A 25,294-nucleotide genomic window follows, 5' to 3' on the forward strand; every position below is an offset into this window, starting at 1 on the left:
TTCCCAACTCGGGAATCCGGCCCTCACGGCGTTGGGTGGCTAACTGAGTGACCACGTTCTCGGCCTCAGCCTGTGGCTGGAGGCTCCGCCCCATCGCCGTCGTCCGGGCCGGATCACTGGCGCTCCCGCTGCGCCTGGCCTCACTGAGAAGTGGCGGTTCGTGGTTCACGCCTCGCGGGGGCCGTCGTGCTTCGCTGTCGGGTCCCAGAGCCCCCGGGCCCTGCCGTGAGCAACGTGTTCGGCGTAGACGCGGACCTTCCCGGCGATGACGGAACGGCACTCCTCCAGCGCCGCGATCTGTGCCTCGACGCGCCGCTGGTGGGCGTCGAGGAGTTGCAGGCGTCCCGCCTCGTTGCCCGGCCCCTGCCTCACCAGTTCGGCGAACCGCCTGAGCTCGGTCAGTGGCATTCCGGACTCGCGGAGCTTGACACAGATCGACAGCCAGTCGATGTCGACGGTGGTGTACCGTCGCCGCCCGCCAGCGGTGCGCTCGACCGGCCCGACCAGCAATCCCTCGCGTTCGTAGAACCGCAGCGTGTGCACGCTGAGCCCGATCCGTGCGGCTGCCTCGCCGATGCTCAGTGTCTCCTCGGGAGGTCCGGCCGTCGTCATGACGCGAAGTCTAGGGCTTGATCTAGACCTTGCTCTAGATCGTAGCGTCGGCGACATGACTTCCACTCAGCAGCAGCCTCTCGACTCGTCCTTCACCGCAGCGAGTACGGCTGTGGACGTGATGGCCGGTCACGACCTCTCCGGGGTGACCGCCGTCGTGACCGGGGGCTACTCCGGGCTTGGTCTGGAGACCACCCGGAGCCTGACAGCCGCCGGGGCCCGGGTCATCGTTCCTGCGAGACGACCCGACCTCGCCCGTACCGCGCTCGCGGACGTGGGGCGCTGCGAGATCATCCCCATGGATTTGGCCGACCCCGGAAGCGTTCGCGCCGCCGCCCTGCGGATCAGGCGCTCGGCCGAGCGGCTCGACCTCCTGATGGCCCTCGGGGGCGTCATGGCAACCCCGGAGCGGCGTGTGGGGCCCGGCTGGGAGGGCCAGCTCGCGGTCAACCATTTCGGGCACTTCGTGCTCGCCTGCGAGCTCTACCCGCTCCTGGCGGCCGCCGACGGCGCACGCGTCGTGGTCAACAGCTCCGCCGGACACGTCCTGACCGATATCCGTTGGCACGACCCGCACTTCCGTACCGGCTACGACAAGTGGCTGGCCTACGGGCAGGCCAAGACCGCCAACATCCTGTTCGCCGTACAGCTCGACATTCTCGGGCGCGACGACGGCATCCGGGCCTTCGCTCTTCACCCAGGCAAGATCATGACCGGGCTGCAGCGAGAGATGACGCTCCGGGAGCAGGTAGACCGGGGATGGGTGGACGAGCACGGCAACGTGATCGGTGCCGACTTCAAGTCGCCTTCCCAGGGTGCTGCCACCGGCCTGTGGGCGGCCACCTCTCCGCTGCTCGACGGCCTGGGCGGGCTCTATCTCGAGGACTGCGATGTCTCGCGTGTCGCTGCCCCCGGTCAGCCCATGGATGAGGGCGGCGTCCGCGCATACGGCATCGACCCCGGCTCGGCTTCCCGGCTCTGGGAGTCGTCTCTCACGGCCACGGGGGCGCCCCCCGTCCACGGCTGACGTCCGAGCCCGGGGAGCCGGGGGACGTTTCCGCCGTGCTCGGTGGAAGCGGTCAGCGGCCGGGCCCGGGCGCGGGGAGGGCGGCCCGGGCCCGGGCCGATGGGGTCAGAGGAGCTTGTCCGGGGTCAGGGGGAGGGTGCGGACGCGGTGGCCGGTGGCGTGGAAGACGGCGTTGGCGACGGCGGGGGCGACGCCGACGGCGCAGATCTCGCCGAGCCCCTTGGCGCCCAGCGGGTTGACGTCGGTTTCGGCCTGGCCGACGAAGCGGGCGTCGATGGTGCCGATGTCGGCGTGGACGGGGACGTGGTAGTCGGTGAGTGCGGGGTTGACCATGCGGCCGGAGACGGGGTCGAGGGTGAGCTTCTCCATGAGGGCGGCGCCGAGGGCGTAGATGATGCCGCCCTGGGCCTGGTTGCGGGCGGTCTTGGCGTTGAGGACGAGGCCGCAGTCGAAGACGGCGACGTGACGGGTGACGCGGACGCGGGGGAGGTCGCGGTCGATGCGGACCTCGGTGAAGTGGGCGCCGAAGGTGGACAGGGCGTGGGGTGAGTCGGCGGCGGGGTTGTAGTCGCCCTCGCCGCGGAGGGTGCGTTTGCCGTGGCGGGACATGAGGGCCTCGTAGGTCTCGCCCCGGTCCCGGTCGTCGCGGTGGAAGAGGCGGCCGCTCTCGGCGTCGACGTCCTCCTCGGCGAGGCCGTGCAGCGGTGAGCCGGGGTCGGCGACGGCGAGGCGTACGGCAATGCGGCGGGCGTCGGCGGCGGCGAGGTGGACGGCGCTGCCGGTGCTGCCGGAGGTGCGGGAGCCGAAGGTGGGCGCGGTTTCGGGGAGATCGGTGTCGCCGGCGCGGATGCTGACGCGGGCGGGGTCGATGCCGAGGCCGGAGGCGGCGACCTGGACGAGGGTGGTGAGGGTACCGCCGCCGATCTCGACGGTGCCGGCCCGGACTTCGGCGGTGCCGTCGCGCCGGATCTCGACCACGGACCGGGCGCGGGCGCGGTGTTCGACGCGGATGGCGGAGGCCATGCCCCAGCCGACGAGGTCGTCGCCGTCCCGCATGGAGCCGGGGCTGTGGTCGCGCCGGTCCCAGCCGAAGACGCGGGCGCCGAGGTCGTAGCACTCCAGGAGCCGGTTGCCGGCCCAGGGTTTGCCGTCGGACGGGCGGACCTCGGCGTAGTTGCGGCGGCGCAGCTCGACGGGGTCGAGGCGGGTGGCGTGGGCCAGTTCGTCCATGGCGGACTCGAGGGCGAACATGCCGGGGCTGTCGCCGGGGGTGCGCATGGCGCCGGAGGTGCTGGTGTTGACCTTGGCGACCCTGGTCGTCGTCCGCAGGTGCGGGACGGGGTACATGACGCGGGTGCAGGCCGTCGTCGTCTCGTGGCGGTCGACGACGAAGGAGGTCGGGTTGACGCTGTCGTGGGTGAGGGCGCGTACGCGGCCGTCGCGGTCGGCGCCGATGCGGACGGTCTGGAGGGTCTCGGGCATGTGTCCGGTGCCGGTGAAGACCTGCTTGCGGTCGATGGTGAGCCGGACGGGGCGGCGTACGGCCTGGGCGGCGAGGGGCGCGAGGTAGGTGTGCGCCCAGACGAAGGACTTGTTGCCGAAGCCGCCGCCGACGTACGAGGAGACGAGGCGGACCCGGTCGAGGGGGAGGCCGAAGGCGGTGGCGATGGCGGGGCGGTGGCGGAAGACGCCCTGGCTGGAGTCGTAGAGGGTGAGTTGGTCGGGCTTCTCCCAGACGGCGAGGGTGGAGGAGGGCTCCATGGGGGTGTGCGAGATCGTGGACGTCCGGTACTCGGCGGCCACCGTGACCGGGGCGTCGCCGAGTTCGCGCTCGGGCTTTCCGCGCAGGGAGTCGGGGTCGCCGAGGACGAGGTAGGGGCCGGTGGGCGTGTAGGCGTCGGGGAGCGCGTCGTCGAGGGTGGGGACGGGCTTCCGGGTGCGGTAGTGGACGCGGACGAGGGCGGCGGCGCGCCGGGCCTGCTCCAGGCTCTCGGCGACGACGAGGGCGAGGGGCTGTCCGGCGTGGAGGACGCGGCCGTCCTCCAGGGGCATGCGCGGCTCGGCGCTGTAGGGGATGTCGGGGGTGCCCTTCCACGCGGGCCGGTCGCGGTGGGTGAGGACGGCGAGGACGCCGTCGGCGGCGAGGGCGGCACGGGTGTCGATGCGCCGGATCCGGCCCGCGGACTCGGTGCTGGTGACCATGACGGCGTGCGCCATGCCGGGCACCTTGACGTCGCCGGAGTAGACGGCGCGTCCGGTGACCTTGTCGCGTCCCTCGACCCGGTCGAGCGCCGCGCCGAGCGGCTCTTCCCACGTGGCCATCAGCGGCCTCCCGCCTCGGTCAGGGCCCGCCGGACGCAGCGGCGCAGCAGTTCCACTTTGTACGCGTTGTCGGGTTGCGGCCGGGCCTCCGCGGCGGCGGCCTCGGCGGCGGCCGTGACGGCCGCGTCGGTCAGCCGCGCGCCGGTGAGTTCGCGTTCGGCGGCGCGGGAGCGCCAGGGTTTGGGCGCGACGCCGCCCAGGGCGACGCGGGCGTGCCGCACCGTCCCGCCGCGGACGTCGAGGACGGCGGCGACGGAGACGAGGGCGAAGGCGAAGGAGGCCCGGTCGCGGAACTTGAGGTAGTGCGAGCGCCGCCCCTTCGGCTGGGCCGGCAGCTCCACCGACTCGATCAGTTCGCCGTGCCTCAGGGCGTGTTCGCGGTGCGGGGTGTTGCCGGGGAGCCGGTGCAGCTCGTCGATGGGGATGCCGCGCCGCCGTCCGCCGCGGCCCACGAGGCGCACGGTGGCGTCGAGTGCCTGGAGGGCGACGGCGAGGTCGGAGGGGTGGACGGCGACGCAGCGGGAGCTGGTGCCGAGGACGGCGTGGTGGGAGCTGTCGCCGTCGAGGGCGGCGCAGCCGGACCCGGGGTCGCGCCGGTTGCAGGCGTACTCGGGCAGCCGGAAGTAGGGACACCGCACGCCCTGGAGGAGGTTGCCGCCGAAGGTGGCCATGTTGCGGATCTGCGGTGAGGCGCCGGAGGCGAGGGCCTGAGCCAGCAGCGGGTACCGCTCGCGCAGCGCGGAGTCGAGGGGCGCGTTGGGGTGGAGGGCGCCGATGCGGACGCCGCCGTCGGGCAGCCACTCGGCCTCGTCGAGGGGCAGGCCGCCGATGTCGACGAGGTGGGACGGGGCGCGGACGCCGTCCCGGACGAGGGTCACGAGGTCGGTGCCGCCCGCGACGACGCGGGCGTCGGGTTCCGCGGAGAGGAGGGTGACCGCCTCCGCCACGTCGCGTGGCCGGGAGTAGTGGAACAGCCGCACGGTCACATCTCCTTCCGCGCTTGGGCGATGGCGTCGGCGATATGGGGGTAGGCGGCGCAGCGGCAGAGGTTGCCGCTCATCAGCTCGGGCACCTGCTCGGCGGGGACGTCGGGGGACTCGGCGAGCAGCCCCGCGGCCGACACGATCTGGCCCGGTGTGCAGAACCCGCACTGGAAACCGTCCTGTTCGACGAACGCCTTCTGCAGCGGGTGCGGCCGGCCGTTCGCGGCCAGGCCCTCGACGGTGGTGACCTCGCGGCCCTCGTACATGACGGCGAAGGTCAGGCAGGACACGGTGCGCCTGCCGTCGACGAGGACGGTGCAGGCCCCGCAGGCACCCTGGTCGCAGCCCTTCTTGGGTCCGGTGAGCTTGAGCCGTTCTCGCAGCGCGTCCAGCAGGCTGGTGTGGATGTCGACGTCGACGTCGCGGGTGCGCCCGTTGACGGTGAGGGTCACGGTGGCCGTGCGGGGCGGTTCGCCTCTGCCGCCGCTCTCCCCGTCGTCGTCCCGGTCGCGGGCGGCGGCCTCCGCCGGGGAGAGCAGCGCGGCGGCGCCGGCCACGCCGGCGCCTACGGACGCCCCGGCGACCAGGACGGTCCGGCGGTCCACGCCGTCCGGCGGCGGGGCGGAGCCCATGCCGTCGGCGTCGGCCGCTTCCGTCGCCTCCGCGGTTTCCGCGGGCGGTGGCGGGTCCTCCGTCTGCGTCCGGCTGTTCGAGTTCTCCGTGTGCTGTAACGCCATAGAGCATCCCCACAGGTTTCACGGTCGCCCGGCATTCACGGCGGGCGAGCAGCACTCACACAGTAGCCTGCGTTCTACTTAAGGCCAATACTCTGTTGATGTGCTCGGTGAGTACTATGCGGCCATGCAGATGCCAGTCACGGAACGCCTGGGGCACCACGTCAAACGGGTCGAGCAGGAGCTCATCGCGCTCAAGCAGGCGGCGCTGAAACCCGCAGGGCTGACGGTCGCCCAGTACACGGTTCTGGTGGTGCTGGCGCAGAACCCGGGCGCGTCGGCGGCGGCCCTGGCCCGCCTCTGCCTCGTCACGCCGCAGACGGTCGCGACGATCCTGTCCAACCTGGAGGGCAAGGGGCTCGTAGTCCGGACCCCGCACCCCTACCACCGCAACGCCACGGAGACCCGGCTCACCGAGGCCGGCGAGGAGACCCTCGCCACCGCCGACGCGGCCGCGGTGCGCATCGAACGCCGGCTCGGGGACGCCTTCACCGCCGAGGAGCGCGGCCTGCTGATCGAACTCCTCGGCCGCTGCTCCACCACCTTCCACACGATGGCGGAGGAGGTCGACGGGGGCCGGAGCGTCCTCGCGCCGTTCCGGGGGGCCTCGGCGACCTGACGGGCGGATCGCCGCCCAGGCACGGATCACGCGAGTCGGAGAGAATCTCCACTCTGGCTGCCTCGAGTGGTCGGACAGCGTGTCAGGAACGGAATCGCCGAACCCTGGGAACAAGCTCCCCGGGGCCCCAGCTCCCAGGGCTGCCTCGCTGCGCCCTTCGACGGGCTGTGCCGTGTAGTGAACCAGCCCACACCACCGGCCCGTTCATCCGGCGGACCGCGCCGCCTCGCCGATCCGGGCGCTGCCGCCCAGACAGATGCGCGGGCCCCACGGCCCCGGCACCGCCGAGGCCGTGATCGTCGCCGGGCTGCCGAGCGCGTCACCCATGTCCACGGCGATCTCGGTGACGCCCCGCCCGGCGAGGTGGGCCGCGAGACAGGCGGTGCTGTTGGCGTTGGCGATGTCCTCGGGCACGCCGATCGACGGCGCGAACATGCGCGCGGCCAGCCGGCCCGCGCCGGACGGCGGGGAGTGCACGTAGGCGCCCAGCAGGCCGAGCCGGTCGCAGCCCTCGCGGAGACGGTCGAGATCCGGCCGCAGGGCCGCCAGGGCCGCACGCGTGGGCACCGGCACCAGCAGCCGCTCCCGGCCCACGCCGGCCACCCGCATGCCCCACCCCGGCTCCCGGGACGCCTGCGGTGCCGCGTCCCGCCCCGCCTGTCCGGACGGGATACCCAGCGCGGACAGGGCGAGTTCGCGCTCGTCGTCGGTGGGCCCGCGCAGGCCGACCGGGCCCGGGTCGAAGGCGGCGGTGACGCGGTCGCCGTCCCGTACGGACCAGCCCTCGAACGCGCGCCGCGCCGTGCGGACGGTGGCCCGGAGCCGTCCCCCGGGCCCGGCGCGGTCGGCGAGGAAGGCCAGCGCGGCCACCGTTCCGTGGCCGCACGCGGGCAGCTCCCCCTCGGCGGTGAAGAAGCGCAGGTCCACCGTGGGCTCCCGGGACGCCTCGTGCCGTACCCGGAGGAAGACGGCGTGCGAGGCACCGCTCTCCGCGGGAACGCGGCGGCGCGCCGCGTCCGGCCACTCCTCCTCGTCGACCACCACGGCGGTGGGGCTGCCGCCCGCGCCGTCGCGCAGACAGGTGTGCACGAGCGTCACGGAGGGTGCGAGCGTCACGGAGGGTGCGGGCGTCGCGGAGGGTGCGGGCGGTTCGGGTGTTGTGTTCATCGGTGGCCCCTGGCGTCTCGGTTTCTTGCGGTGGTGCTCACTGGCCCTTCTCCGTCGTCGAGCCCGGGCCCTCAGCCCGGCAGGGTCTGGGTGACGCGCCACAGCCTGCGGGGCAGTTCGCCCTCCTCGAAGGCGTGCACCTCGTCGAGGCGCCAGCCTTCGGCGAGGGTGTCGACCAGGGCCCGGTCGAAGAAGTGCACCGCGAAGCCGCCGTGCTCGAAGATGCCGCCGCCGTGGGCGGTGCCGGTGCCGTAGTGCGCGTCGCCGGTGTGCCGGACGGTGTAGACGAACGTGCCGCCGGGGCGCAGGACGCGGCCGATCTCGCCCACGAGCCGCACGAGTTCGTCCGTGGTCAGGGCCATGCACAGCAGCATGTGCGCGAAGACGCCGTCGACCGCGTCGTCCGCGAGGGGCAGCCGGTCGCGGACGTCGTGGACGCTCGTGGTCACCGACCCGGCCAGGCCGAGGGCGTCGGCGCCGTCCGCCAGCTGGTCCAGGCCGGTGGGGCTGAAGTCCGTGGCGTGCACGGCGAACCCCTCCCGCGCGAGGAAGAGGGCGTCGCGGCCGTGGCCCGCGCCGAGCTCCAGCACTCGCCGGGCGCCCGCGGCGCGGAAGACGGCGGCGGCGTACCGGCCGGGTGCGGAGGGCTCGTCGCCGTACATGCCGGGGTGGTCGGCGTACGTCCGCCGCCAGTGCTCGCGCTGCGCCGCGGCCAGCTCCTCGTCCCGCATCTCCGCTCCCGTGGTTTCCCCCGCGGCCGGCCCCGCTGTGGGCACGGTGCCACCCTACGGCTCGGGTGTGACGACGCCCGGCATGGCGCGAACGGTGGGGTGGATGTCGTTGACGCCATCAGCCGGGGCGGGCGACGGTTGGGGGGTGAATCAGCGCCGCATCGTCTTCGTGGTCTTCGACGGCTTCCAGCCGCTCGACCTCGTGGGCCCGCACGAGGTGTTCCAGCACGCCGCCGCGCGGTCGGGGGCGTACGAGTGCGCGGTCGTCTCGGCCCGCGCCGGCGCCGTGCGGTCGAGCAGCGGGCTGCTCCTGCACACCGGGCACGGGGTGGGCGAGCTCGACCCGACCGGGACGGACACCCTCGTCGTCGTCGGCGGGGAGGGCGTCGACCGGGCGCGGGACGACGCGGCACTGGTCGGCTGGATCGCCGCGGCCGCGGCCGGTGCCCGCCGGGTCACCTCGGTGTGCAGCGGGGCGTTCCTGCTCGCCGCCGCGGGGCTGCTCGACGGGCGCCGTGCCACCACGCACTGGGCCCGTGAGCACCAGCTGGCCCGGGAGTACCCGGCCGTCCACGTCGACTGCGATCCCGTCTTCGTCCGGGACGGCGACGTGTGGACGTCGGCCGGGGTGACGGCCGGAATGGATCTGGCGCTCGCCCTCGTCGAGGACGACCTCGGCCGTGACGCCGCCCACGCCGCCGCCCGCGAGCTGGTGCTCTTCCTCCGCCGCCCGGGCAACCAGTCCCAGTTCAGCCTGGCCCTGTGGTCGCGCCAGCCCGCGACCGAACCGCTGCGGGCCGCGCTCGCCGCCGTCCACGCCGACCCCGGCGCCCGGCACGGCATCGCCGAGCTCGCCGCCGTCGCCGGGCTGAGCCCCCGTCACCTGCAACGCAGGTTCACCGCCGAGCTCGGCGTCCCGCCCGGCACCTACGTCGAGCGGGTGCGCGTCGAGGCGGCGCAGCGCGCCCTCGCCGAGGGCGACGAACCGGTCGAGGCCATCGCCCGCCGCCACGGCTTCGGCACGGCCGAGACCCTGCGCCGGGCGTTCCACCGCCGGATCGGCGTCGCGCCCTCCGAGTACCGGGAGCGATTCCGGTCCACCCTCGCCCCCGAGCCCGTCCACCCCGCCAACGAGAGGACCTCCGCATGACCACGTACGGCGTACTCGTCTTCGACGATGCCGAGGAACTGGACTTCACCGGCCCCTGGGAGGTCTTCCACACGTCCGCCGTCCTCCGCGGAGAGGGCGACGCCGCGGTGCTCGTCGCCGAGGGCAGCGGCCCCGTGCGCTGCAGGCGCGGCATGCGGATCCTGCCCGACCACAGCCTGGACGACCACCCGCCGCTGGACGTCCTTCTCGTTCCCGGCGGGGAGGGCGCGCGCCTGACGCAGCCGCACAACCCCGTCGTCACCGAGTGGATCGCCAAGACCGCCGAACAGGTGGACTGGGTGCACGGCGTGTGCACCGGCGCCTTCCTGCTGCACGCGGCGGGCCCGGCGCAGGGGCGCCGCGTGGCCACGCACTGGGCGCACGAGGACGAACTCGAGGGGCTCGGCGACGTGACGGTCGTGCGGGACGCCCGCTACGTCGTGGACGGCAACCTGCTCACCAGCCAGGGCGTGTCCGCGGGCATCGACAGCGCCCTGTGGCTCGTCGGGCGCCTGTACGGGCGGGAGCACGCCCGCGCCGTGCGCCGCGCCATCCAGTACGACCCCGCCCCGCCGTACGTCGCCGACGCGCCCTGCTGACGCGCGGGGAATCCGGTGGCGGCGCGGCGGCGGCCCGGGGAAGGGTGGCCGCATGAGCGAGGCCATACGTGAGATACGGGCGGTCCACACGGCCGACACCGTCACCGTCCACCAGGCGTACGCGCCGCACATCGGCGTCCCGGCGGCGCGGGACGGCCGCTTCCCGGCGAGCTGGAAGCGGGATCGGATGACGTGGGTCAAGCCCTCGTTCCTGTGGATGATGTACCGCTGCGGCTGGGGCGCCAAGGCGGGCCAGGAGACCGTGCTCGCGGTGGAGATCACGCGCGCGGGCTTCGAGTGGGCGCTGCGGGAGGCGTGCCTGTCGCACCACGCCGCCGGGCTGCACGGGGACCGCGCGTCGTGGCGGCGCGCGTTGGCGGCGGCACCGACACGGGTGCAGTGGGACCCGGAACGCGACGTCCACCTGCGCCCACTGCCGTACCGTTCGCTGCAGCTGGGCCTGTCGGGGGAGGCGGTGCGGCGCTACGCGGACGAGTGGATCGTCGGCATCCGCGACGTCACCCCGCTCGCCCGGGAGGCACACGCCCGGGTGCGGGGCGGGGACGTGGAGGGCGCGCGGGCGCTGCTGCCCGACGAGCGGCCGTACCCGACGCCGCCGGGGCTGCTGTCCCACCTCGGCGGCTGAACGCCCCGGGCCGGCCGTCGCGGGGCGATGCGCGGAGCCGCTGCGGGCGGCCCCGGCGGGCGCCGGTCGGGGCGTGGGGTCAGCGGGTGCCGCGGTGCTTGACGGTGGCCTTCTGCGTCTTGCCGTGGTGCTTGGCGCTGCCGCCGCCCCCCGCCTCGCGCATCGCCTGCCGGGTGCGCTGCTGGAAGGCGGTGTTCTTCGAGTTCTCCTGCTCGGTGAAGCCGTCGCGGTTCTGCCGGTGCTTCTTGGACATGGCCTGCCCCTCCTCGTCGTCCCTCCACTGTCCCCCGAACGGAGCAGTCCGGCATCTCGGGTCATTTCGCTCGCACGCTCGAATCTTCGGGCCCCGGGGTCGTACGATCCGCCCATGGCGAACAACGGCCGGAACGGCCAGTGGTACCCGGCGTCGTGGCCGGAGCGCATCCGCGCCCACCAGCGTGGCGAGCTCACCCCCGTCGAGCCGAAGCGGGCCGCGACCGTGATGCTGCTGCGGGACGGGGCCGAGGGCCCGCAGGTCCACATGATCCGGCGCCGCACCTCGATGGCCTTCGCGGGCGGCGCCTACGCCTACCCCGGCGGTGCTGTGGACCCGCGGGACGAGGCGGAGATCCGCTTTGGCGGACCGGACCGCGCGTGGTGGGCCGGGCGGCTCGGCGTGAGCCCTGCGGAGGCCCAGGCCATCGTGTGCGCGGCGGTGCGGGAGACGTTCGAGGAGGCCGGCGTGCTGCTGGCGGGCCCGGACGCCGAGTCCGTCGTCGCCGACACCACCGGGGAGGACTGGGAGGCCGACCGCCGCGCCCTCGTCGCCCGGGAGCTGTCCTTCGCCGACTTCCTGGCCCGCCGCGACCTCGTGCTGCGCGGCGACCTGCTCGGCGCCTGGGCGCGCTGGGTCACGCCGGAGTTCGAGGAGCGGCGCTACGACACCTGGTTCTTCGCCGCCGTCCTGCCGAAGGGCCAGCGCACCCGCAACGCGTCGAGCGAGGCCGACCGGACGGTGTGGACCACCCCCGCCGAGGCCGCGGCCGGCTACGACCGGGGCGAGCTGCTGATGATGCCGCCCACCATCGCCACCCTGCGCGACCTGGCCGTGCTCGGCTCGGCCGACGAGGCCCTCCCCGCCGCGGCCGGACGCGATCTGACGCCGGTGCTGGCCCGGGCCACACTGGACGGAGAGGAGATCGTGCTCTCCTGGCCGGGGCACGAGGAGTTCGAGAAGAGGATCTTCCGGGTATGACGAACGCCGCCGAGCTTCCCGGGCAGCCGCGCGGAGCCGTGGTCACCGGCCCCGTCACCGAACGGGCGACCTGCGTGCTCGCGCCCAACCCCTCCGCGATGACGCTGGACGGTACGAACACCTGGATTCTCGCCGAGCCGGACGCCCGCGACGCCGTCGTCGTCGACCCGGGGCCGCTGGACGAGGGGCATCTGCGCGAGGTCGTCGCCATGACCGAGCGGGCGGGGAAGCGGGTCGCGCTCACGCTGCTGACCCACGGCCACCCCGACCACGCGGAGGGCGCCGCCCGCTTCGCCGAGCTGACCGGGACGAACGTCCGCGCCCTCGACCCCGCGCTGCGCCTGGGCGGCGAGGGGCTGGGCGTCGGGGACGTGGTGACCACCGGCGGCCTGGAGCTGCACGTCGTGCCCACGCCGGGGCACACGATGGACTCGCTGAGCTTCCATCTGCCGGCCGACGCGGCCGTCCTCACCGGCGACACCGTGCTGGGTCGCGGGACGACGGTCGTCGCGCACCCGGACGGCCGGCTCGGTGACTACCTGGACTCGCTGCGCCGGCTGCGCTCCCTGGCCGTGGACGACGGCGTGACGACGATCCTGCCGGGGCACGGCCCGGCCCTGGAGGACGCGCAGGGCGCCGTCGACTACTACCTGGTGCATCGCGCGAAGCGGCTGGCCCAGGTGGAGACCGCCGTGGAGAACGGTTTCCGCACGGCGCCGGAGGTCGTCGCGCAGGTCTACGCGGACGTCGACCGCAGCCTGTGGCCCGCGGCCGAGCTCTCCGTCCGGGCGCAGCTCGACTACCTGGCCGAGCACGGGCTGATCTGACCGCGGCGCCCGTTCCGCGCGTCTGACGGGTGGCGTCCGTCCCGCGGGAGTCGGCCGCCTGTCAGCCGGGCGTCCGGCTCAGCGGGAGCGCTTGGCCAGCCGCTCGACGTCCAGCAGGATCACCGCACGGGCCTCCAGCCGCAGCCAGCCACGGCTGGCGAAGTCGGCGAGCGCCTTGTTGACCGTCTCCCGGGAAGCGCCGACGAGCTGCGCCAGCTCCTCCTGCGTGAGGTCGTGCACGACGTGGATGCCCTCTTCGGACTGCACGCCGAAGCGCCGGGAGAGGTCCAGCAGCGCCTTGGCGACGCGGCCGGGCACGTCGGAGAAGACGAGGTCCGACATGGAGTCGTTGGTGCGCCGCAGCCGACGGGCCACCGCGCGCAGCAGGGCGGAGGCCACCTCGGGGCGCACGTTCAGCCAGGGCTGGAGGTCGCCGTGGCCCAGGCCGAGCAGCTTCACCTCGGTGAGCGCGCTGGCCGTGGCCGTACGGGGGCCGGGGTCGAAGAGGGACAGCTCGCCGATCAGCTCGCCGGGCCCGAGGACCGCGAGCATGTTCTCCCGGCCGTCGGGGGAGCTGCGGTGCAGCTTCACCTTGCCCTCGGTGACGACGTAGAGCCGGTCACCGGGGTCGCCCTCGTGGAAAAGGGCCTCTCCGCGGGCCAGCGTCGTCTCGGTCATGGAGGCACGCAGCTCAGCCGCCTGCTCCTCATCGAGCGCCGCGAAAAGCGGGGCGCGCCGCAGAACGTCGTCCACGAGTTTTCTCCTTGTCGACCTGCGCATGAGGGTACGGGCCCATGATGCCGGACGTCTGAAACAGTGCGATCAATCACAAGTTTGACGCACCGGGCCTTCACAGTGTGAGGCAGGGGTGTGAACGGGCAGGGATCGACCCGGGCCACCGGCGAATGTCGGCGCGTCCCCGTAGGCTGGCCGGGTGGTCAGCAGCCCAGCCAGAGCACAGGAGAGGGGGCCGGACGGGTGAGCGCTTCCGGTGATTCCGCCGTGGGCGAACGCGGCACCGCCAACCGGGGGAGGGCGGGGAGCCGCCGCACGAAGCCGGAGACGCGGCTCGGGATGGTGCGCCGGGCGCGTCGCATCAACCGCGAGCTGGCCGACGTCTACTACTACGCCCATCCCGAGCTGGATTTCGAGAACCCGTTCCAGCTCCTCGTGGCCACCGTGCTCTCCGCCCAGACGACCGACCTGCGCGTCAACCAGACGACGCCCGCCGTCTTCGCCGCCTACCCCACGCCGGAGGACATGGCGGCGGCCGACCCCGAGATGCTGGAGGAGCTCGTCCGCCCCACCGGCTTCTTCCGGAACAAGACGAAGTCCCTCATCGGCCTCTCCGCCGCCCTGCGGGACCGCTTCGACGGCGAGGTCCCCGGCCGGCTGGAGGACCTGGTCAGCCTGCCCGGCGTCGGCCGCAAGACGGCCTTCGTCGTCCTCGGGAACGCCTTCGGGGTCCCCGGGCTCACGGTGGACACCCACTTCGGGCGGCTCGTACGCCGCTGGGGCCTCACCGAGCAGACCGACCCGGAGCGCGTCGAGGCCGAGATCGCCGAGATCATCCCGAAGAAGGAGTGGACGGACTTCTCGCACCGCACGATCTTCCACGGCCGCCGTGTCTGCCACTCCCGGCGCCCCGCCTGCGGGGTCTGCCCCATCACCGCCCTGTGCCCCGCCTACGGCGAGGGCGAGACGGACCCGGAGAAGGCGCGGAAGCTGCTGAAGTACGAGCTCGGCGGCCAGCCCGGCCAGCGGCTGCGCCCCCCGGCCGACTACCCGGGGCAGCCCGCGCCCGGCCCCTCCGCCGAGCGGGCCGCCCGGCCGCGGGAGGCGCGGTGAGGGTACCCGGCACGGATGGCGCGCCCGTCGTCGTCAGCTCGGACGGCATCCCGCGGTGGCTCACGCCCGTCGCGGACGCCGCCGCCTCCCTGCGACCCGAACAGCTCAGCCGCTTCCTGCCGCCGCCCACCGGAGGGCGGCAGTCGGCCGTGCTGGTGCTGTTCGGCGAGGTCTCGGACGCCGACGGGCGGCCCGGCCCCGAGCTGCTGCTGATGGAGCGGGCCGGGAGCCTGCGCTCGCACGCGGGCCAGCCGTCCTTCCCCGGCGGTGCCCTCGATCCGGAGGACGGCGACCCGCTGGGGGACGGCCCCGTGCGCGCCGCCCTGCGCGAGGCCGAGGAGGAGACGGGGCTCGACCCGGCGGGCGTCCAGGTCTTCGGGGTGCTGCCCAAGCTCTACATTCCGGTCAGCGGATTCGTCGTCACCCCGGTGCTCGGCTGGTGGCGCGAGCGCAGCCCGGTGCAGGTGGTGGACGTCGGCGAGACGGCACGGGTGTTCACCGTCCCCGTCGCCGAGCTGGTGGATCCGGCCAACCGCGCCACGGCCCTGCACCCCAGCGGCTACCGTGGCCCCTGTTTCCAGGTGCGCGACAGCCTCGTGTGGGGCTTCACGGCGGGCGTCATCGACCGCATCCTCCACTTCGCCGGCTGGGAGCGCCCCTGGGACCGCACGCGCGGCATACCGCTCGACTGGCGCTCCTGAACGGTCCGCCGCACCCGCACGCCCGCCTTCGGCCGCCGAGGGCCCCGGGCCCCGGCCTCCCGGCCCTGGCCCCGGGCCTGGTCCGGCCGGGCTCCGGGTTCGGTGCCCGGGGCTCGCGATGCAGCGGTGCCCGATGATGCTTACGGTGCTGCTGATGCGAAGACCACCGACGAACGGCAACCGGCCGATACGGCGAACGAGGCGAGGGTGATGCGGTGAACGTGCTGGACATCCTGCTGTTGCTCGCGGCGCTGTGGTTCGCCGTCATCGGCTACCGCCAGGGCTTCGTCGTGGGCGTGCTGTCGGTGGCCGGGTTCCTCGGCGGCGGGCTCGTCGCCGTCGTGCTGCTGCCGCCGCTGTGGAGCGAGCTCAGCGACGGCGCCGCCGCCGGCACCTGGCAGGCCATCGCCGCCGTCGTCATCGTCATCGTCTGCGCGTCCATCGGGCAGGCGTTCACCACGCACCTGGGCAACCGGCTGCGCGGCCACATCACCTGGTCCCCCGCGCGGGCCCTGGACGCCACGGGCGGCGCGTTCGTCAACGTCGTGGCCATGCTCTTCGTCGCCTGGCTGCTCGGCTCGGCCCTGGCGACGACGTCCCTGCCCACGCTCGGCCGCGAGGTCCGCAGCTCCGCCGTGCTCCAGGGCGTCTCCCGCGCCATGCCCGGCCAGGCGACCACCTGGTTCACCGGCTTCGGCTCCGTCCTCACGCAGAACGGCTTCCCGCAGGTCTTCTCGCCCTTCACCGCCGAGCCGATCACCAACGTCCCCTCACCTGACCCCGCGCTGGCCGCCGGCCCCGCCGTGGCCGAGGCGAAGGAGTCCATCGTCAAGATCACCGGGACGGCCCCGAGCTGCGGCAAGTCCCTGGAGGGCACCGGCTTCGTCTTCCACGACGACCGGGTGATGACCAACGCGCACGTTGTCGGCGGCGTCGACGAGCCCACCGTGCAGGTGGGCGGCGAGGGACGGCTCTACGACGCGAGCGTCGTCCTGTACGACTGGGAGCGCGACATCGCCGTCCTCCACGTGCCCGGCCTGGACGCCCCCGCGCTGGAGCTGGCCGACGGCGACGCCACCACCGGAGACGGCGCCGTCGTCGCCGGCTTTCCCGAGAACGGCGGCTTCGACGCCCGCTCCGCCCGCGTGCGCGGCCGGGTCCAGGCCGACGGCCCCGACATCTACCACCGCGGCACCGTCCGCCGCGACGTCTACTCCCTCTACACCGTCGTCCGGCAGGGCAACTCGGGCGGCCCGCTGCTCACTCCGGAGGGCGAGGTGTACGGCGTCGTCTTCGCCAAGTCGCTGGACGACCCGGACACCGGCTACGCGCTCACGCTCGACGAGGTGCGCGAGAACATCACCCGGGGGCGCGCCGTGCAGAAGCCCGTGGACAGCCAGGGCTGCGCGATGTGACGCCGGGCTCCCGCCCTGCCGCGCCGCCCGTGGGTGTGGGCATGGACGCCGCCGTGTGGCTGCTCGGGCGCTCTACCGCGTGTCAGGCTCTTGGGCGCCCTTCGGGCGTGCTCAGGTGCGCGGATGCCGTAGCCGGGCACCGACCCAGCGGGCCCGGCGCCCGAGAATGCGCGGAATCCCGATGCCCGGCGCCTGCCCGGGCTGTGGCTCGCGGAACGCGCGCGGATGATGCGCGGAACGTGCGGCCAGCCGGGAACCGGCTACCCTGCCGCGGATGTTGCGAGACACGTCGCGTTGGTCCTGTGTCCAGCCCATACCCCGGACTGTGCCCGCGCCCGGGGGCCGGTAACCGCTCAACGACCACCCAATCGGCTCATGCTCCGGGCACATGTGCGACGCATGTGGCCGCCGGGGCGCGTCGGGCACCCCCTGCCGGGGACGCGTCGTCCGGCCGTCACCGGGGTGCTCCGGCGGGGGCGCCGCCCGGCCGCTCCGCCGGGGGCGGCTAGCGGTCCGGCTCGGGGTCCCTGAGCCAGTCGATCAGCTCGGTGTTGAAGGCGGCCGGGTCCTCCTCGTGCGGGAAGTGCCCGAGGCCGTCGAACAGCCGCCAGCGGTACGGCGCTTCCACGTACTGGCCCGAACCGGCCGCGCTTCTGGCCCGCACGACCGGGTCGAGCGAGCCGTGCAGATGCAGGGTCGGCACCCGCACGAGCCGCTTCATCCGGCGGTAGAACTGCACGCCGTCCGGCCGGGCCAGCGAACGCACCAGCCAGCGGTACGGCTCCACCGAGCAGTGCGCGGTCGAGGGGATGCACATGGCCCGCCGGTAGATGTCGAGGACCTCGTCGTCGAACGCCTCGAAGACCCGCGGCCCGGACCACTCCCGTACGAACCGGGCCACCAGCGCGCCCTCGTCCGCGACGAGTTGCCGCTCCGGAACCCAGGGCCGCTGGAACCCCCAGACGTGTGAACCGGCGGCGCTCTGCTTGACGTCACGCAGCATCGCCGCCCGCCAGCGCCGGGGGTGCGGCATCGAGACGACGGCGAGCCGCCGGATCAGCTTGGGCCGCATCACCGCCGCCGTCCAGCCCAGATAGCCGCCCAGATCGTGGCCGACCAGCGCCGCGTCCGGCTCGCCGAGCGACCGCACGACACCGGTGATGTCGAGCGCGAGGTTCGCCGGGTCGTAGCCGCGCGGTGTGCGGTCGCTGCCCCCCACGCCCCGCAGGTCCATGGCGACGGCCCGGTACCCGGCCTCCGCCGCGGCCGTCAGCTGGTGGCGCCAGGTCCACCAGAACTGGGGGAAGCCGTGCACGAACAGCACCAGCGGGCCCTCGCCCAGCTCGGCGATGTGGAAGCGGGCGCCGTTGGCGGCGACGTCCCGGTGTGTCCAGGGACCGTCGAGCGCTGGGACGGACGGGCCGGGTGATGCGGGGGCGGTCATGGGGACGAGTCTGTCACTTCCCGGACGACTTCCCGCCCGTCCCGGCCGGAAGGGCGGATTCCCGCTCCGGCTCCCGCTGGGCCGAGGTGAGGGACGCCGCCTCCCGCGAGGACCGCGCCGAGCCCGCGGGCCGCGGGTGCGGCTTGGCCTTCGTCAGCACCGACGCCGACTCCCGGGCCGAGGCCATGGAGCGCTTCGGCGCCTGGATCTTCTTCAGCAGCGACTTCGCCGCCAGCCCGCACAGGACGGCGAACAGCAGCATCAGACCGCCCACGATGGCCATCGCCACCGCCAGCGGGATCTTCCACCACGCCTCCAGCCAGTACGCGAGCGCGAAACTGAACACCGGAAGCGAGAAGAGCGCCAGCACGCCCGCGACGAGGATCGCGCCGCTGCCCGCGACGCCGCGCGAGACGGACTGCCTCATCTCCGTCTTCGCCAGCGCGATCTCCTCGTGCACCAGCGCCGACAACTCGGTTGCGGCCGAGGCGACCAACTCACCGAGGCTGCGTTCGTCCTGGGCACCGCTCATCGCTCACTCCCTCTGGCTGACTTCTCAGCGTGTCGACTCGTCAGGCGGGCCCGCCGCTACCGCGCAGTACCCGGGTATCAGCATGCCGGACGGGGCCGCCGGCCGATGCGTCCGGGCTCCGCGTTTCGGCACGCCGACGAAGCCGGGACGGCGGGCCCGGGGGGCCCGCGTCCACCCGTACCGCCCGGAAACCGGTCAATCCGGAACCCTTCCGGAGCTCGTCCGACCCGCTTGCGGAGCGCGGGCGAAACGCCGGCGAACGCGGGCGGGGTGTCCGGAGCGCGGACACCCCGGACACCCCGGTGACGCAGCCGACGCCGCCCTCCAGCCGGGGAGGCCTGCGGTGGCAGCGGCGGTCGCGGTTCAGTCCTCGCTGGCCGCGCTCGGCAGCTTCGACTGGATGAGCTGCATGACCGAGGGGTCGGTCAGCGTGGTGGTGTCGCCCAGGTCGCGGTCCTCCGCGATGTCCCGCAGGAGCCGCCGCATGATCTTCCCGGAGCGGGTCTTCGGCAGCTCGCCGACGGCCATGATGCGCTTCGGCTTGGCGATCGGGCCGAGCTCGTGGGCCACGTGGGCCCGCAGCTCGCCGACGAGGCCCTCGCTCTCGGCCGCCGAGCCGCGCAGGATGACGAACGCGCAGATGGCCTGCGTCGTCTGCGGGTCGGTGGCCCCGACGACGGCGGCCTCGGCCACGGCGGGGTGCGAGACGAGTGCCGACTCCACCTCGGTGGTGGAGATGTTGTGCCCGGACACGAGCATGACGTCGTCCACCCGGCCCAGCAGCCAGATGTCGCCGTCCTCGTCCTTCTTCGCGCCGTCGCCCGCGAAGTAGCGGTTCTCGAAGCGGGACCAGTAGGTGTCCAGGTAGCGCTGGTCGTCGCCCCAGATGGTGCGCAGCATCGACGGCCACGGCTCGGTCAGCACGAGGTAGCCGCCGCTGCCGTCGGGCACCTCGGCCGCCTCGTCGTCCACGACCGTCGCCGCGATGCCCGGCAGCGGCACCTGGGCGGATCCCGGCTTCGTGGCGGTGACCCCGGGGAGCGGGCTGATCATCATGCTGCCCGTCTCCGTCTGCCACCACGTGTCCACGATCGGCGTGCGGCCGGCGCCGATGTGCTCGCGGTACCAGATCCAGGCCTCCGGGTTGATCGGCTCGCCGACCGAGCCGAGGATGCGGAGCGAGGACAGGTCGAACTTGGCCGGGATGTCGTCGCCCCACTTCATGCAGGCGCGGATCGCCGTGGGAGCCGTGTAGAAGATCGTGACGCCGTACTTCTGCACGATCTCCCACCAGCGGCCCTTGTGCGGGGAGTCGGGGGTGCCCTCGTACATCACCTGCGTGGCGCCGTTCGCCAGCGGGCCGTACACGATGTAGGAGTGGCCCGTCACCCAGCCGATGTCGGCGGTGCACCAGAAGACGTCGGTCTCGGGCTTGAGGTCGAACACCGCGTGGTGGGTGTAGGCCGTCTGGGTGAGGTAGCCGCCGCTGGTGTGCAGGATGCCCTTCGGCTTCCCCGTGGTGCCGGAGGTGTAGAGGATGAACAGCGGCTGCTCGGCGTTGAACGGCTGGGGCGTGTGCTGCTCGCTCTGCCCGTCCACCAGCTCGTGCCACCACAGGTCGCGTCCCTCGGTCCAGCCGACGTCCTGGCCGGTGCGGCGGACCACGACGACCCGCTCGACGCCCTCCGTGCCGGGGCGCGTCAGCGCCTCGTCCACGGCGGGCTTCAGCGCGCTGGCCGCGCCCTTGCGGTAGCCGCCGTCGGAGGTGATGACGACGCGGGCGTCGGCGTCCTGGATGCGGGTGGCCAGCGCGTCGGCGGAGAAGCCGCCGAACACGACGGAATGCGGTGCGCCGATGCGGGCGCAGGCCAGCATCGCGTACACGGCCTCCGGGATCATCGGCAGGTAGACGGCCACCCGGTCGCCCGCGCGCACGCCGAGCTCGGTGAGCGCGTTGGCCGCCTTGGAGACCTCGCGCTGGAGCTCGGCGTAGGTGATCGCGCGGCTGTCCCCGGGCTCGCCCTCGAAGTGGATGGCGACGCGCTCCCCGTGCCCGGCCTCCACGTGCCGGTCCACGCAGTTGTAGGCGACGTTGAGCTCGCCGTCCTTGAACCACTTCGCGAACGGCGGGTTCGACCAGTCGAGCGTCTCGGTCGGCTCGGTGGCCCAGCTCAGCCTGCGGGCCTGCTCCGCCCAGAACCCCAGCCGGTCGCGCCGCGCCTGCTCGTAGGCCTCTGCGGTCACGTTCGCGGCTGCGGCCAGCTCGGCCGGGGGCTCGAATCGGCGCCTCTCGTGGAGCAGATTCGCCAGGCTCTCGTTGCTCACGGCATCTCCCTTTCCCGGGGTGTGCGCTGTGTCCCAGCTCATACCTCAGCAGGTGGCCAGGTGGTGTGACAAGGGTTTCCCGGAAATTGGTTTAGACCTCTTGCGCCAAGTGGTCGAGCGGCCCGGCCGAACGGTCCGCGGACGGTCGCCCGGCGGCGTGAGGGCGGCCTCTTCACTCCGCCCGCACCGGCGTGAAGACCGCCGCCCGCCCCGTCGTGCCGTCCGTCGCGTCCAGTACGTAGGCCTGGGCGTCGCCGACGTGGAAGTACATGCCGTGCAGCTCCAGCGCCCCCTCGGCGACGCGCTGCGCCACGCACGCGTGGGCTCGCAGGTGGTGGAGCTGCTGGACGATGTTGGTGAGGCACAGCGACTCCAGCTCGTCCGCCACGGGCCGGTCCGCCAGGCGCGGTGCCGAACCGTTCTGCGCGGCCAGCCGCTCCAGACTCGGCTGCCCGTGCCGCAGCCAGTGCGCGAGCGCGCCGGGCGGCGTGTCGGCGTCCTCGGCGGTGGCGCCGGTGTGGAGCGCCTGCATGGCTCCGCAGCCGGAGTGCCCGCAGACGGTGATGGCCCCGACGCGGAGCACGTGGACCGCGTACTCCAGGGCGGCGGCCACCGAGTGATCCCCGGCCGCGCCCTGGGCCGCGGTTCCGGGCAGCGGAACGAGGTTGCCGATGTTCCGCACGGTGAACAGGTCACCCGGACCGCTGGACGTGATCATGCTGGTGACCAGACGGGAGTCGGCGCAGGTCAGGAACAGTTGGGAGGGGCGCTGTCCGTCCCGGGCCAGCCGGGCCAGCTCCGCTCGGACGAGTGGGGCGGTCGTCCGCTGGAAGTTGCGCACGCCGCCCAGCAGCTGCCCGTGCCGCTTGGGCGGGCCTCCCGCGCCCGGGTGCTCCGGGCCGGGGCGGGTGCACTGATGGTTGCGCCACGGCGTCCACGGTGTGCAGTGGTGGGTGGCGGACGGCTCGGCGATCCGGGCCCCGGCACGGCCGGCGATCTCCACCGTTCCGCCGTGCGCCTCGTGGCTCGCCCGCCAGTCCTGCAGGGCCTCGTAGGCGGCGTGGTCCATGAACGAGCCGTCGAGCTCTACCCGGACGTCGGCGCCCGGCGGTACCTGGGCCAGCGTCCGGCTCAGCCGGGGCACGGCGAGGAACGTCAGCTGGCCCCGGACGGTGATCAGGTGCGTCCGGCCGGGCTCCTCGCCCCGGCAGCCGCGCGTGGCACCGCACGCGCCGCTTCCGTCCCCGCCCCGTTCGCCGTCGCGGCCTGCGTCCGCGTCGTCGCCGTGGGCCGCGTCGCCGTGGGCCGCGTCGCCGTGGGCCGCGTCGCCGAGGGCCGCGTCGCCGTGGGCCGCGTCGCCAAGGGCCGCGTCGCCCCGGGCTGCGTCGCCCCGGGCCGGGTCCTCCGGGACGCCGGGGCCGGAGTGGATGATCCGCGTGCGCGTCAGCCGGTGGAGGGCGACGCCGACGGCCACGGCGATGCCGATACCCACCCCCTCGAGGACGCCGAGAAGCGCCACCCCCGCCACGGTGGGGAGGTAGACGACGACCTCCCGGTGCCGGGTGACGGTCCGCAGATGCGTGATGTTCACCATCTGCACACCGACGACCATGACCAGCGCGGCCAGCGAGGCGAGCGGGATCGGCTCCAGCAGCCCGCCCAGGAACGCTGCGGCCAGGGCGATCCAGCAGCCGTGCAGGATGGTGGAGTTGCGGCTGACGGCACCGGCCTGGATGTTGGCCGTGCTGCGCACGGCGACGCCGGCGATCGGCAGCCCGCCGAGGGACCCGGAGACGATGTTGGCCGCACCCTGGCCGCGCAGCTCCCGGTCGAGATCGGCGCGGGGCAGGGGGCGCTCGCCGGTGCGCCGGACGCGCGCGGTGGCCAGCTTGTCGGCGGCGCAGGCCGAGAGCAGTGAGGCGACGCTCCCCACGAGGGTGACGGTGAGGACCGCCGCGAGCAGGCCGAGCACCGGACCCTGCGGCAGCTCGGGCAGGGCGTGGCTGCGCCAGGACGGCAGGTCCACCCGGGGCAGCTCCAGCGGCGCGAGGAAGGCGAAGCCGGTGGCGAGGAGGACGGCGGCGAGCGGTCCCGGGACGATGCGCCGCAGTCGGCCGAACCGTCCGCGCAGCCGGGGCCAGGCGAGCAGGACGGCGATGGTGAGCGCGCTGACCGACAGGGCGGCCGGGTGGGGATCGGACAACTGCTCGGGCAGCTGCCTGAGGTTGTCGACGACGGAGCTCTGCGGACTGCCCCCGAGGACGATGTGGAGCTGGGCCATGGCGATCGTCACGCCGATGCCCGCGAGCATGCCGTGCACGATCGCGGGGCTGACCATCAGCGCCGATCTGGCCACGCGCAGATGGGCCAGGGCGAACTGGGTGAGCCCGGCGAGCACCGTGATCGCGCACGTCGTCCGCCAGCCGTACACCTGGATCAGCTCGGCCGTGACGACGGTGAGCCCCGCGGCGGGGCCGCTGACCTGGAGCGGGGCTCCTCCCAGCCACCCTGCGACGATGCCTCCCACGGCGGCGGCCACCAGACCGGCCTGGAGCGGTGCGCCGGTGGCGAGCGCGATGCCGAGGGAGAGCGGCAGGGCCACCAGGAAGACGGCGATGGACGCCGAGAGGTCGGCTCCGCGGGGGGCGGCGGCGGGCGGTCGGGGAGGTGGGGCGGCCGGAAGTGTGCTGAGGCCGGGCGCGCGGGTGTGGTCGGACATCGATCCCTCTCCGTCTTCGGTCGCGGCTGTGCGCCGCCCGGCCACGGTGGCGGCCGGGCGGCGCACAACACAGACGTGGGTCACGGTGTGTGTCTGTCTGGTGACGCTCAAGATTCGGTAAACGGAGCGTAAGGCAAGGTAAAGAGCGGCGAAAGCGATCAGCGGTCGCGTGGCCTCGCATTCCTTCTCACGGGTGAAAAGGAGGCTGCTCATCGGTTTGTCATACTGATCCACAAATCACACCGTGCGACTTTCTTGGTACACGGTGTGAGGGGAACGGCACGGCGGCAGCGCCTGCGGACACCCGCGCACGAAGGCGTCGAGTGGCGAGGTGACGAATGGTGGCGGGCTTGCGTGTGCGCTGCGGCGGTGCCGCGGCGATGATGGCGATGACCGTGCTGGCGACCGGCTGCGGCAGTGGAACCGTCGGGAAGGACGGCGGCGGGGTGAGCCGCATGGACGCCCAGGCGAAGGAGCAGTCGCTGCCGCGGATGATCGGCGACGGCTCCACCTCCTTCACCGGGCGGCAGCCGAACCAGCCGGAGGTGGCGCGGCTGAAGCCGGGGGAGCGGCCACCCCAGTTCGTCGTCTTCTCCTGGGACGGCGCCGGCGAGGACGGCAAGAAGCTCTTCTCCCACTTCCGCGAGGTCGCCAAGAAGCACGACGCGCACATGACGTACTTCCTCAGCGGCATCTACCTCCTGCCCGAGGACGAGCGGGCCCGCTACCGTCCGCCGGGCCGCTCGCCCGGCGCCTCCGACATCGGCTACCTGAAGGACGAGAACATCCGGGCGACGCTGGAGCAGGTGCGCGGCGCCTGGCGGGACGGCAGCGAGATCGGCACCCACTTCAACGGGCACTTCTGCGGTCCGACCGGGGTGGACACGTGGTCGGCGGCGGACTGGAAGAGCGAGATCGAGCAGGCCAAGTGGTTCGTCCAGAACTGGAAGACGACGACGGGCTGGAACGGGGAACAGGCGCTGCCGTTCGACTACGAGAAGGAGCTGATCGGCGGGCGCACACCCTGTCTGGAAGGCCGGGAGAACCTGCTGGAGGCAGCCCGGGAGGCCGGCTTCCGCTACGACTCCAGCGGCATCGGACGCCAGGTCTGGCCCGGGAGGGAAGAGGGGCTGTGGAACCTCCCGCTACAGCTCGTACCGATGCCCGGGCGTAGCTTCGAGACCCTCTCCATGGACTACAACTTCATGGTCAACCAGTCCGGGACCGTCAACGGCGACCCGGCGAAGCGGCCCCACTGGGAGCAGCAGATGCGCGAGGGGCTTCTGCAGGGCTTCGAGCGCGCCTACCAGGGCAACCGGGCGCCGCTGATCATCGGAAACCACTTCAACAGCTGGAACGGCGGCATCTACATGGACGCCGTCGAGGACGTCATCGCGTCCGTGTGCGGGCGGGACGAGGTGCGCTGCGTCTCCTTCGAGCAGCTCGTGGACTGGCTCGACGCCCAGGACCCGGCCGTCCTGGAGCAGCTGCGGACGCTCGGTGTGGGGGAGAAGCCCGCGCGGGGCTGGCGCGACTTCATGACGCCGACCGCCGCGCCGGCCGGAGACGCCGCGCAGCCGCGCGAGTCCTGAGGGCCACAACCCCTCCGCCGTCCGACGGGCTCGCCGCCACCCGCGCCATGACGCGGGTGGCGGCGAG

23 protein-coding genes are annotated in these 25,294 nt (G+C 73.6%); 11 read left to right on the forward strand and 12 right to left on the reverse strand.

Annotated elements, in window-relative coordinates; genetic code table 11:
* Window positions 1-165: 165 nt before the first annotated feature.
* On the reverse strand, window positions 166-612 hold the full coding sequence (locus HPT28_RS13100) for a MerR family transcriptional regulator (protein ID WP_219091214.1): 447 nt from the start codon (window positions 610-612) through the stop codon (window positions 166-168).
* Between the two features lie 55 nt (window positions 613-667).
* Between HPT28_RS13100 and HPT28_RS13105 the strand changes: the two genes are divergently transcribed.
* On the forward strand, window positions 668-1,639 hold the full coding sequence (locus HPT28_RS13105) for an oxidoreductase (RefSeq protein WP_219091215.1): 972 nt from the start codon (window positions 668-670) through the stop codon (window positions 1,637-1,639).
* Between the two features lie 105 nt (window positions 1,640-1,744).
* Here the strand turns inward: HPT28_RS13105 and HPT28_RS13110 are convergent, their stop codons facing one another.
* Genes HPT28_RS13110 through HPT28_RS13120 form a run of 3 tightly spaced genes read right to left on the reverse strand, consistent with a single transcriptional unit; the run spans window position 1,745 to window position 5,681 of the window.
* Window positions 1,745-3,961, reverse strand: coding sequence for a xanthine dehydrogenase family protein molybdopterin-binding subunit (locus tag HPT28_RS13110; RefSeq protein WP_219091216.1), 2,217 nt, complete (start codon window positions 3,959-3,961; stop codon window positions 1,745-1,747).
* Complete coding sequence (locus tag HPT28_RS13115; protein ID WP_219091291.1) at window positions 3,961-4,941, reverse strand: xanthine dehydrogenase family protein subunit M; 981 nt, start codon at window positions 4,939-4,941, stop codon at window positions 3,961-3,963. Before HPT28_RS13115 ends, HPT28_RS13110 begins: the two co-directional genes overlap by 1 nt.
* A gap of 2 nt (window positions 4,942-4,943) precedes the next feature.
* A complete protein-coding gene (locus tag HPT28_RS13120; RefSeq protein ID WP_257578528.1) occupies window positions 4,944-5,681 on the reverse strand; it encodes a (2Fe-2S)-binding protein in 738 nt (245 codons plus the stop codon).
* A gap of 124 nt (window positions 5,682-5,805) precedes the next feature.
* Here HPT28_RS13120 and HPT28_RS13125 point away from each other — a divergent pair, with 124 nt between their 5' ends.
* Window positions 5,806-6,297, forward strand: a complete 492-nt coding sequence (locus HPT28_RS13125; RefSeq protein ID WP_257578529.1) for a MarR family winged helix-turn-helix transcriptional regulator — start codon at window positions 5,806-5,808, stop codon at window positions 6,295-6,297.
* Between the two features lie 204 nt (window positions 6,298-6,501).
* Here HPT28_RS13125 and HPT28_RS13130 read toward each other — a convergent pair whose 3' ends face one another.
* Window positions 6,502-7,464 carry a PhzF family phenazine biosynthesis protein gene (locus HPT28_RS13130; RefSeq protein ID WP_219091217.1) on the reverse strand — a complete coding sequence of 321 codons (963 nt, stop codon included), beginning with the start codon at window positions 7,462-7,464 and terminating at the stop codon, window positions 6,502-6,504.
* A 71-nt stretch (window positions 7,465-7,535) separates the two neighbouring features.
* On the reverse strand, window positions 7,536-8,240 hold the full coding sequence (locus HPT28_RS13135) for a class I SAM-dependent methyltransferase (RefSeq protein ID WP_308119202.1): 705 nt from the start codon (window positions 8,238-8,240) through the stop codon (window positions 7,536-7,538).
* Window positions 8,241-8,340: 100 nt separating this feature from the next.
* On the opposite strand from HPT28_RS13135, the gene HPT28_RS13140 reads away from it, so the two are divergent.
* Genes HPT28_RS13140 through HPT28_RS13150 form a run of 3 tightly spaced genes read left to right on the forward strand, consistent with a single transcriptional unit; the run spans window position 8,341 to window position 10,590 of the window.
* Window positions 8,341-9,345, forward strand: coding sequence for a GlxA family transcriptional regulator (locus tag HPT28_RS13140; protein WP_219091218.1), 1,005 nt, complete (start codon window positions 8,341-8,343; stop codon window positions 9,343-9,345).
* On the forward strand, window positions 9,342-9,944 hold the full coding sequence (locus HPT28_RS13145) for a DJ-1/PfpI family protein (RefSeq protein WP_219091219.1): 603 nt from the start codon (window positions 9,342-9,344) through the stop codon (window positions 9,942-9,944). The genes HPT28_RS13140 and HPT28_RS13145 overlap by 4 nt, the downstream gene beginning before the upstream one ends.
* Before the next feature lie 52 nt (window positions 9,945-9,996).
* Window positions 9,997-10,590 (forward strand): DUF4291 domain-containing protein, encoded by a 594-nt coding sequence (locus HPT28_RS13150; protein ID WP_219091220.1) that lies wholly within the window; start codon window positions 9,997-9,999, stop codon window positions 10,588-10,590.
* Between the two features lie 79 nt (window positions 10,591-10,669).
* Here HPT28_RS13150 and HPT28_RS13155 read toward each other — a convergent pair whose 3' ends face one another.
* Complete coding sequence (locus tag HPT28_RS13155; RefSeq protein ID WP_219091221.1) at window positions 10,670-10,843, reverse strand: hypothetical protein; 174 nt, start codon at window positions 10,841-10,843, stop codon at window positions 10,670-10,672.
* Window positions 10,844-10,957: 114 nt separating this feature from the next.
* On the opposite strand from HPT28_RS13155, the gene HPT28_RS13160 reads away from it, so the two are divergent.
* The gene (locus HPT28_RS13160) at window positions 10,958-11,824 is read left to right on the forward strand and encodes an NUDIX hydrolase (protein WP_219091222.1); all 867 of its coding nucleotides are present in this window, start codon (window positions 10,958-10,960) and stop codon (window positions 11,822-11,824) included.
* Window positions 11,821-12,651: an MBL fold metallo-hydrolase gene (locus HPT28_RS13165; RefSeq protein WP_219091223.1), complete on the forward strand. Its 831-nt coding sequence runs from the start codon at window positions 11,821-11,823 to the stop codon at window positions 12,649-12,651. Before HPT28_RS13160 ends, HPT28_RS13165 begins: the two co-directional genes overlap by 4 nt.
* A gap of 78 nt (window positions 12,652-12,729) precedes the next feature.
* On the opposite strand, the gene HPT28_RS13170 is transcribed toward HPT28_RS13165, so the two are convergent.
* Entirely contained in the window at window positions 12,730-13,404 is a 675-nt protein-coding gene (locus tag HPT28_RS13170; RefSeq protein WP_219048882.1) for a Crp/Fnr family transcriptional regulator, read from the reverse strand.
* 225 nt (window positions 13,405-13,629) lie between these two features.
* Between HPT28_RS13170 and nth the strand changes: the two genes are divergently transcribed.
* The 3 genes from nth (at window position 13,630) to HPT28_RS13185 (ending at window position 16,615) form a co-directional block, all read left to right on the forward strand.
* Window positions 13,630-14,499, forward strand: coding sequence for an endonuclease III (nth, locus tag HPT28_RS13175; protein ID WP_219091224.1), 870 nt, complete (start codon window positions 13,630-13,632; stop codon window positions 14,497-14,499).
* Complete coding sequence (locus HPT28_RS13180) at window positions 14,496-15,200, forward strand: CoA pyrophosphatase (RefSeq protein WP_219091225.1); 705 nt, start codon at window positions 14,496-14,498, stop codon at window positions 15,198-15,200. Before nth ends, HPT28_RS13180 begins: the two co-directional genes overlap by 4 nt.
* 215 nt (window positions 15,201-15,415) lie before the next feature.
* Window positions 15,416-16,615, forward strand: a complete 1,200-nt coding sequence (locus HPT28_RS13185) for a MarP family serine protease (protein WP_219091226.1) — start codon at window positions 15,416-15,418, stop codon at window positions 16,613-16,615.
* A 505-nt stretch (window positions 16,616-17,120) separates the two neighbouring features.
* Here HPT28_RS13185 and HPT28_RS13190 read toward each other — a convergent pair.
* The 4 genes from HPT28_RS13190 to HPT28_RS13205 all read right to left on the reverse strand — a co-directional run bounded on the left by HPT28_RS13190 (window position 17,121) and on the right by HPT28_RS13205 (window position 23,635).
* Window positions 17,121-18,059: an alpha/beta fold hydrolase gene (locus HPT28_RS13190; RefSeq protein ID WP_219091227.1), complete on the reverse strand. Its 939-nt coding sequence runs from the start codon at window positions 18,057-18,059 to the stop codon at window positions 17,121-17,123.
* A gap of 13 nt (window positions 18,060-18,072) precedes the next feature.
* On the reverse strand, window positions 18,073-18,591 hold the full coding sequence (locus tag HPT28_RS13195) for a phage holin family protein (RefSeq protein ID WP_219091228.1): 519 nt from the start codon (window positions 18,589-18,591) through the stop codon (window positions 18,073-18,075).
* 363 nt (window positions 18,592-18,954) lie between these two features.
* The gene (acs, locus tag HPT28_RS13200; RefSeq protein ID WP_219091229.1) at window positions 18,955-20,916 is read right to left on the reverse strand and encodes an acetate--CoA ligase; all 1,962 of its coding nucleotides are present in this window, start codon (window positions 20,914-20,916) and stop codon (window positions 18,955-18,957) included.
* A 172-nt stretch (window positions 20,917-21,088) separates the two neighbouring features.
* Window positions 21,089-23,635: a bifunctional SulP family inorganic anion transporter/carbonic anhydrase gene (locus HPT28_RS13205; RefSeq protein WP_219091230.1), complete on the reverse strand. Its 2,547-nt coding sequence runs from the start codon at window positions 23,633-23,635 to the stop codon at window positions 21,089-21,091.
* 338 nt (window positions 23,636-23,973) lie between these two features.
* Between HPT28_RS13205 and HPT28_RS13210 the strand changes: the two genes are divergently transcribed.
* Window positions 23,974-25,227 (forward strand): hypothetical protein, encoded by a 1,254-nt coding sequence (locus tag HPT28_RS13210; RefSeq protein ID WP_219091231.1) that lies wholly within the window; start codon window positions 23,974-23,976, stop codon window positions 25,225-25,227.
* The last annotated feature ends 67 nt before the right edge of the window (window positions 25,228-25,294 follow it).

This window comes from Streptomyces sp. JJ38, from assembly GCF_019303475.1.
GTDB lineage: Bacteria > Actinomycetota > Actinomycetes > Streptomycetales > Streptomycetaceae > Streptomyces.

Excerpts from the sequence above, each read along its gene's own strand:
- HPT28_RS13195 (WP_219091228.1), bottom strand. The coding sequence starts at position 18,591 with ATGAGCGGTGCCCAGGACGAACGCAGCCTCGGTGAGTTGGTCGCCTCG.
- HPT28_RS13165 (WP_219091223.1), top strand. The coding sequence starts at position 11,821 with ATGACGAACGCCGCCGAGCTTCCCGGGCAGCCGCGCGGAGCCGTGGTC.
- HPT28_RS13160 (WP_219091222.1), top strand. The coding sequence starts at position 10,958 with ATGGCGAACAACGGCCGGAACGGCCAGTGGTACCCGGCGTCGTGGCCG.
- HPT28_RS13210 (WP_219091231.1), top strand. The coding sequence starts at position 23,974 with ATGGTGGCGGGCTTGCGTGTGCGCTGCGGCGGTGCCGCGGCGATGATG.
- HPT28_RS13205 (WP_219091230.1), bottom strand. The coding sequence starts at position 23,635 with ATGTCCGACCACACCCGCGCGCCCGGCCTCAGCACACTTCCGGCCGCC.
- HPT28_RS13145 (WP_219091219.1), top strand. The coding sequence starts at position 9,342 with ATGACCACGTACGGCGTACTCGTCTTCGACGATGCCGAGGAACTGGAC.
- HPT28_RS13125 (WP_257578529.1), top strand. The coding sequence starts at position 5,806 with ATGCAGATGCCAGTCACGGAACGCCTGGGGCACCACGTCAAACGGGTC.
- HPT28_RS13110 (WP_219091216.1), bottom strand. The coding sequence starts at position 3,961 with ATGGCCACGTGGGAAGAGCCGCTCGGCGCGGCGCTCGACCGGGTCGAG.
- HPT28_RS13130 (WP_219091217.1), bottom strand. The coding sequence starts at position 7,464 with ATGAACACAACACCCGAACCGCCCGCACCCTCCGCGACGCCCGCACCC.
- HPT28_RS13155 (WP_219091221.1), bottom strand. The coding sequence starts at position 10,843 with ATGTCCAAGAAGCACCGGCAGAACCGCGACGGCTTCACCGAGCAGGAG.
- HPT28_RS13190 (WP_219091227.1), bottom strand. The coding sequence starts at position 18,059 with ATGACCGCCCCCGCATCACCCGGCCCGTCCGTCCCAGCGCTCGACGGT.
- HPT28_RS13105 (WP_219091215.1), top strand. The coding sequence starts at position 668 with ATGACTTCCACTCAGCAGCAGCCTCTCGACTCGTCCTTCACCGCAGCG.
- HPT28_RS13120 (WP_257578528.1), bottom strand. The coding sequence starts at position 5,681 with ATGGCGTTACAGCACACGGAGAACTCGAACAGCCGGACGCAGACGGAG.
- HPT28_RS13100 (WP_219091214.1), bottom strand. The coding sequence starts at position 612 with ATGACGACGGCCGGACCTCCCGAGGAGACACTGAGCATCGGCGAGGCA.
- HPT28_RS13150 (WP_219091220.1), top strand. The coding sequence starts at position 9,997 with ATGAGCGAGGCCATACGTGAGATACGGGCGGTCCACACGGCCGACACC.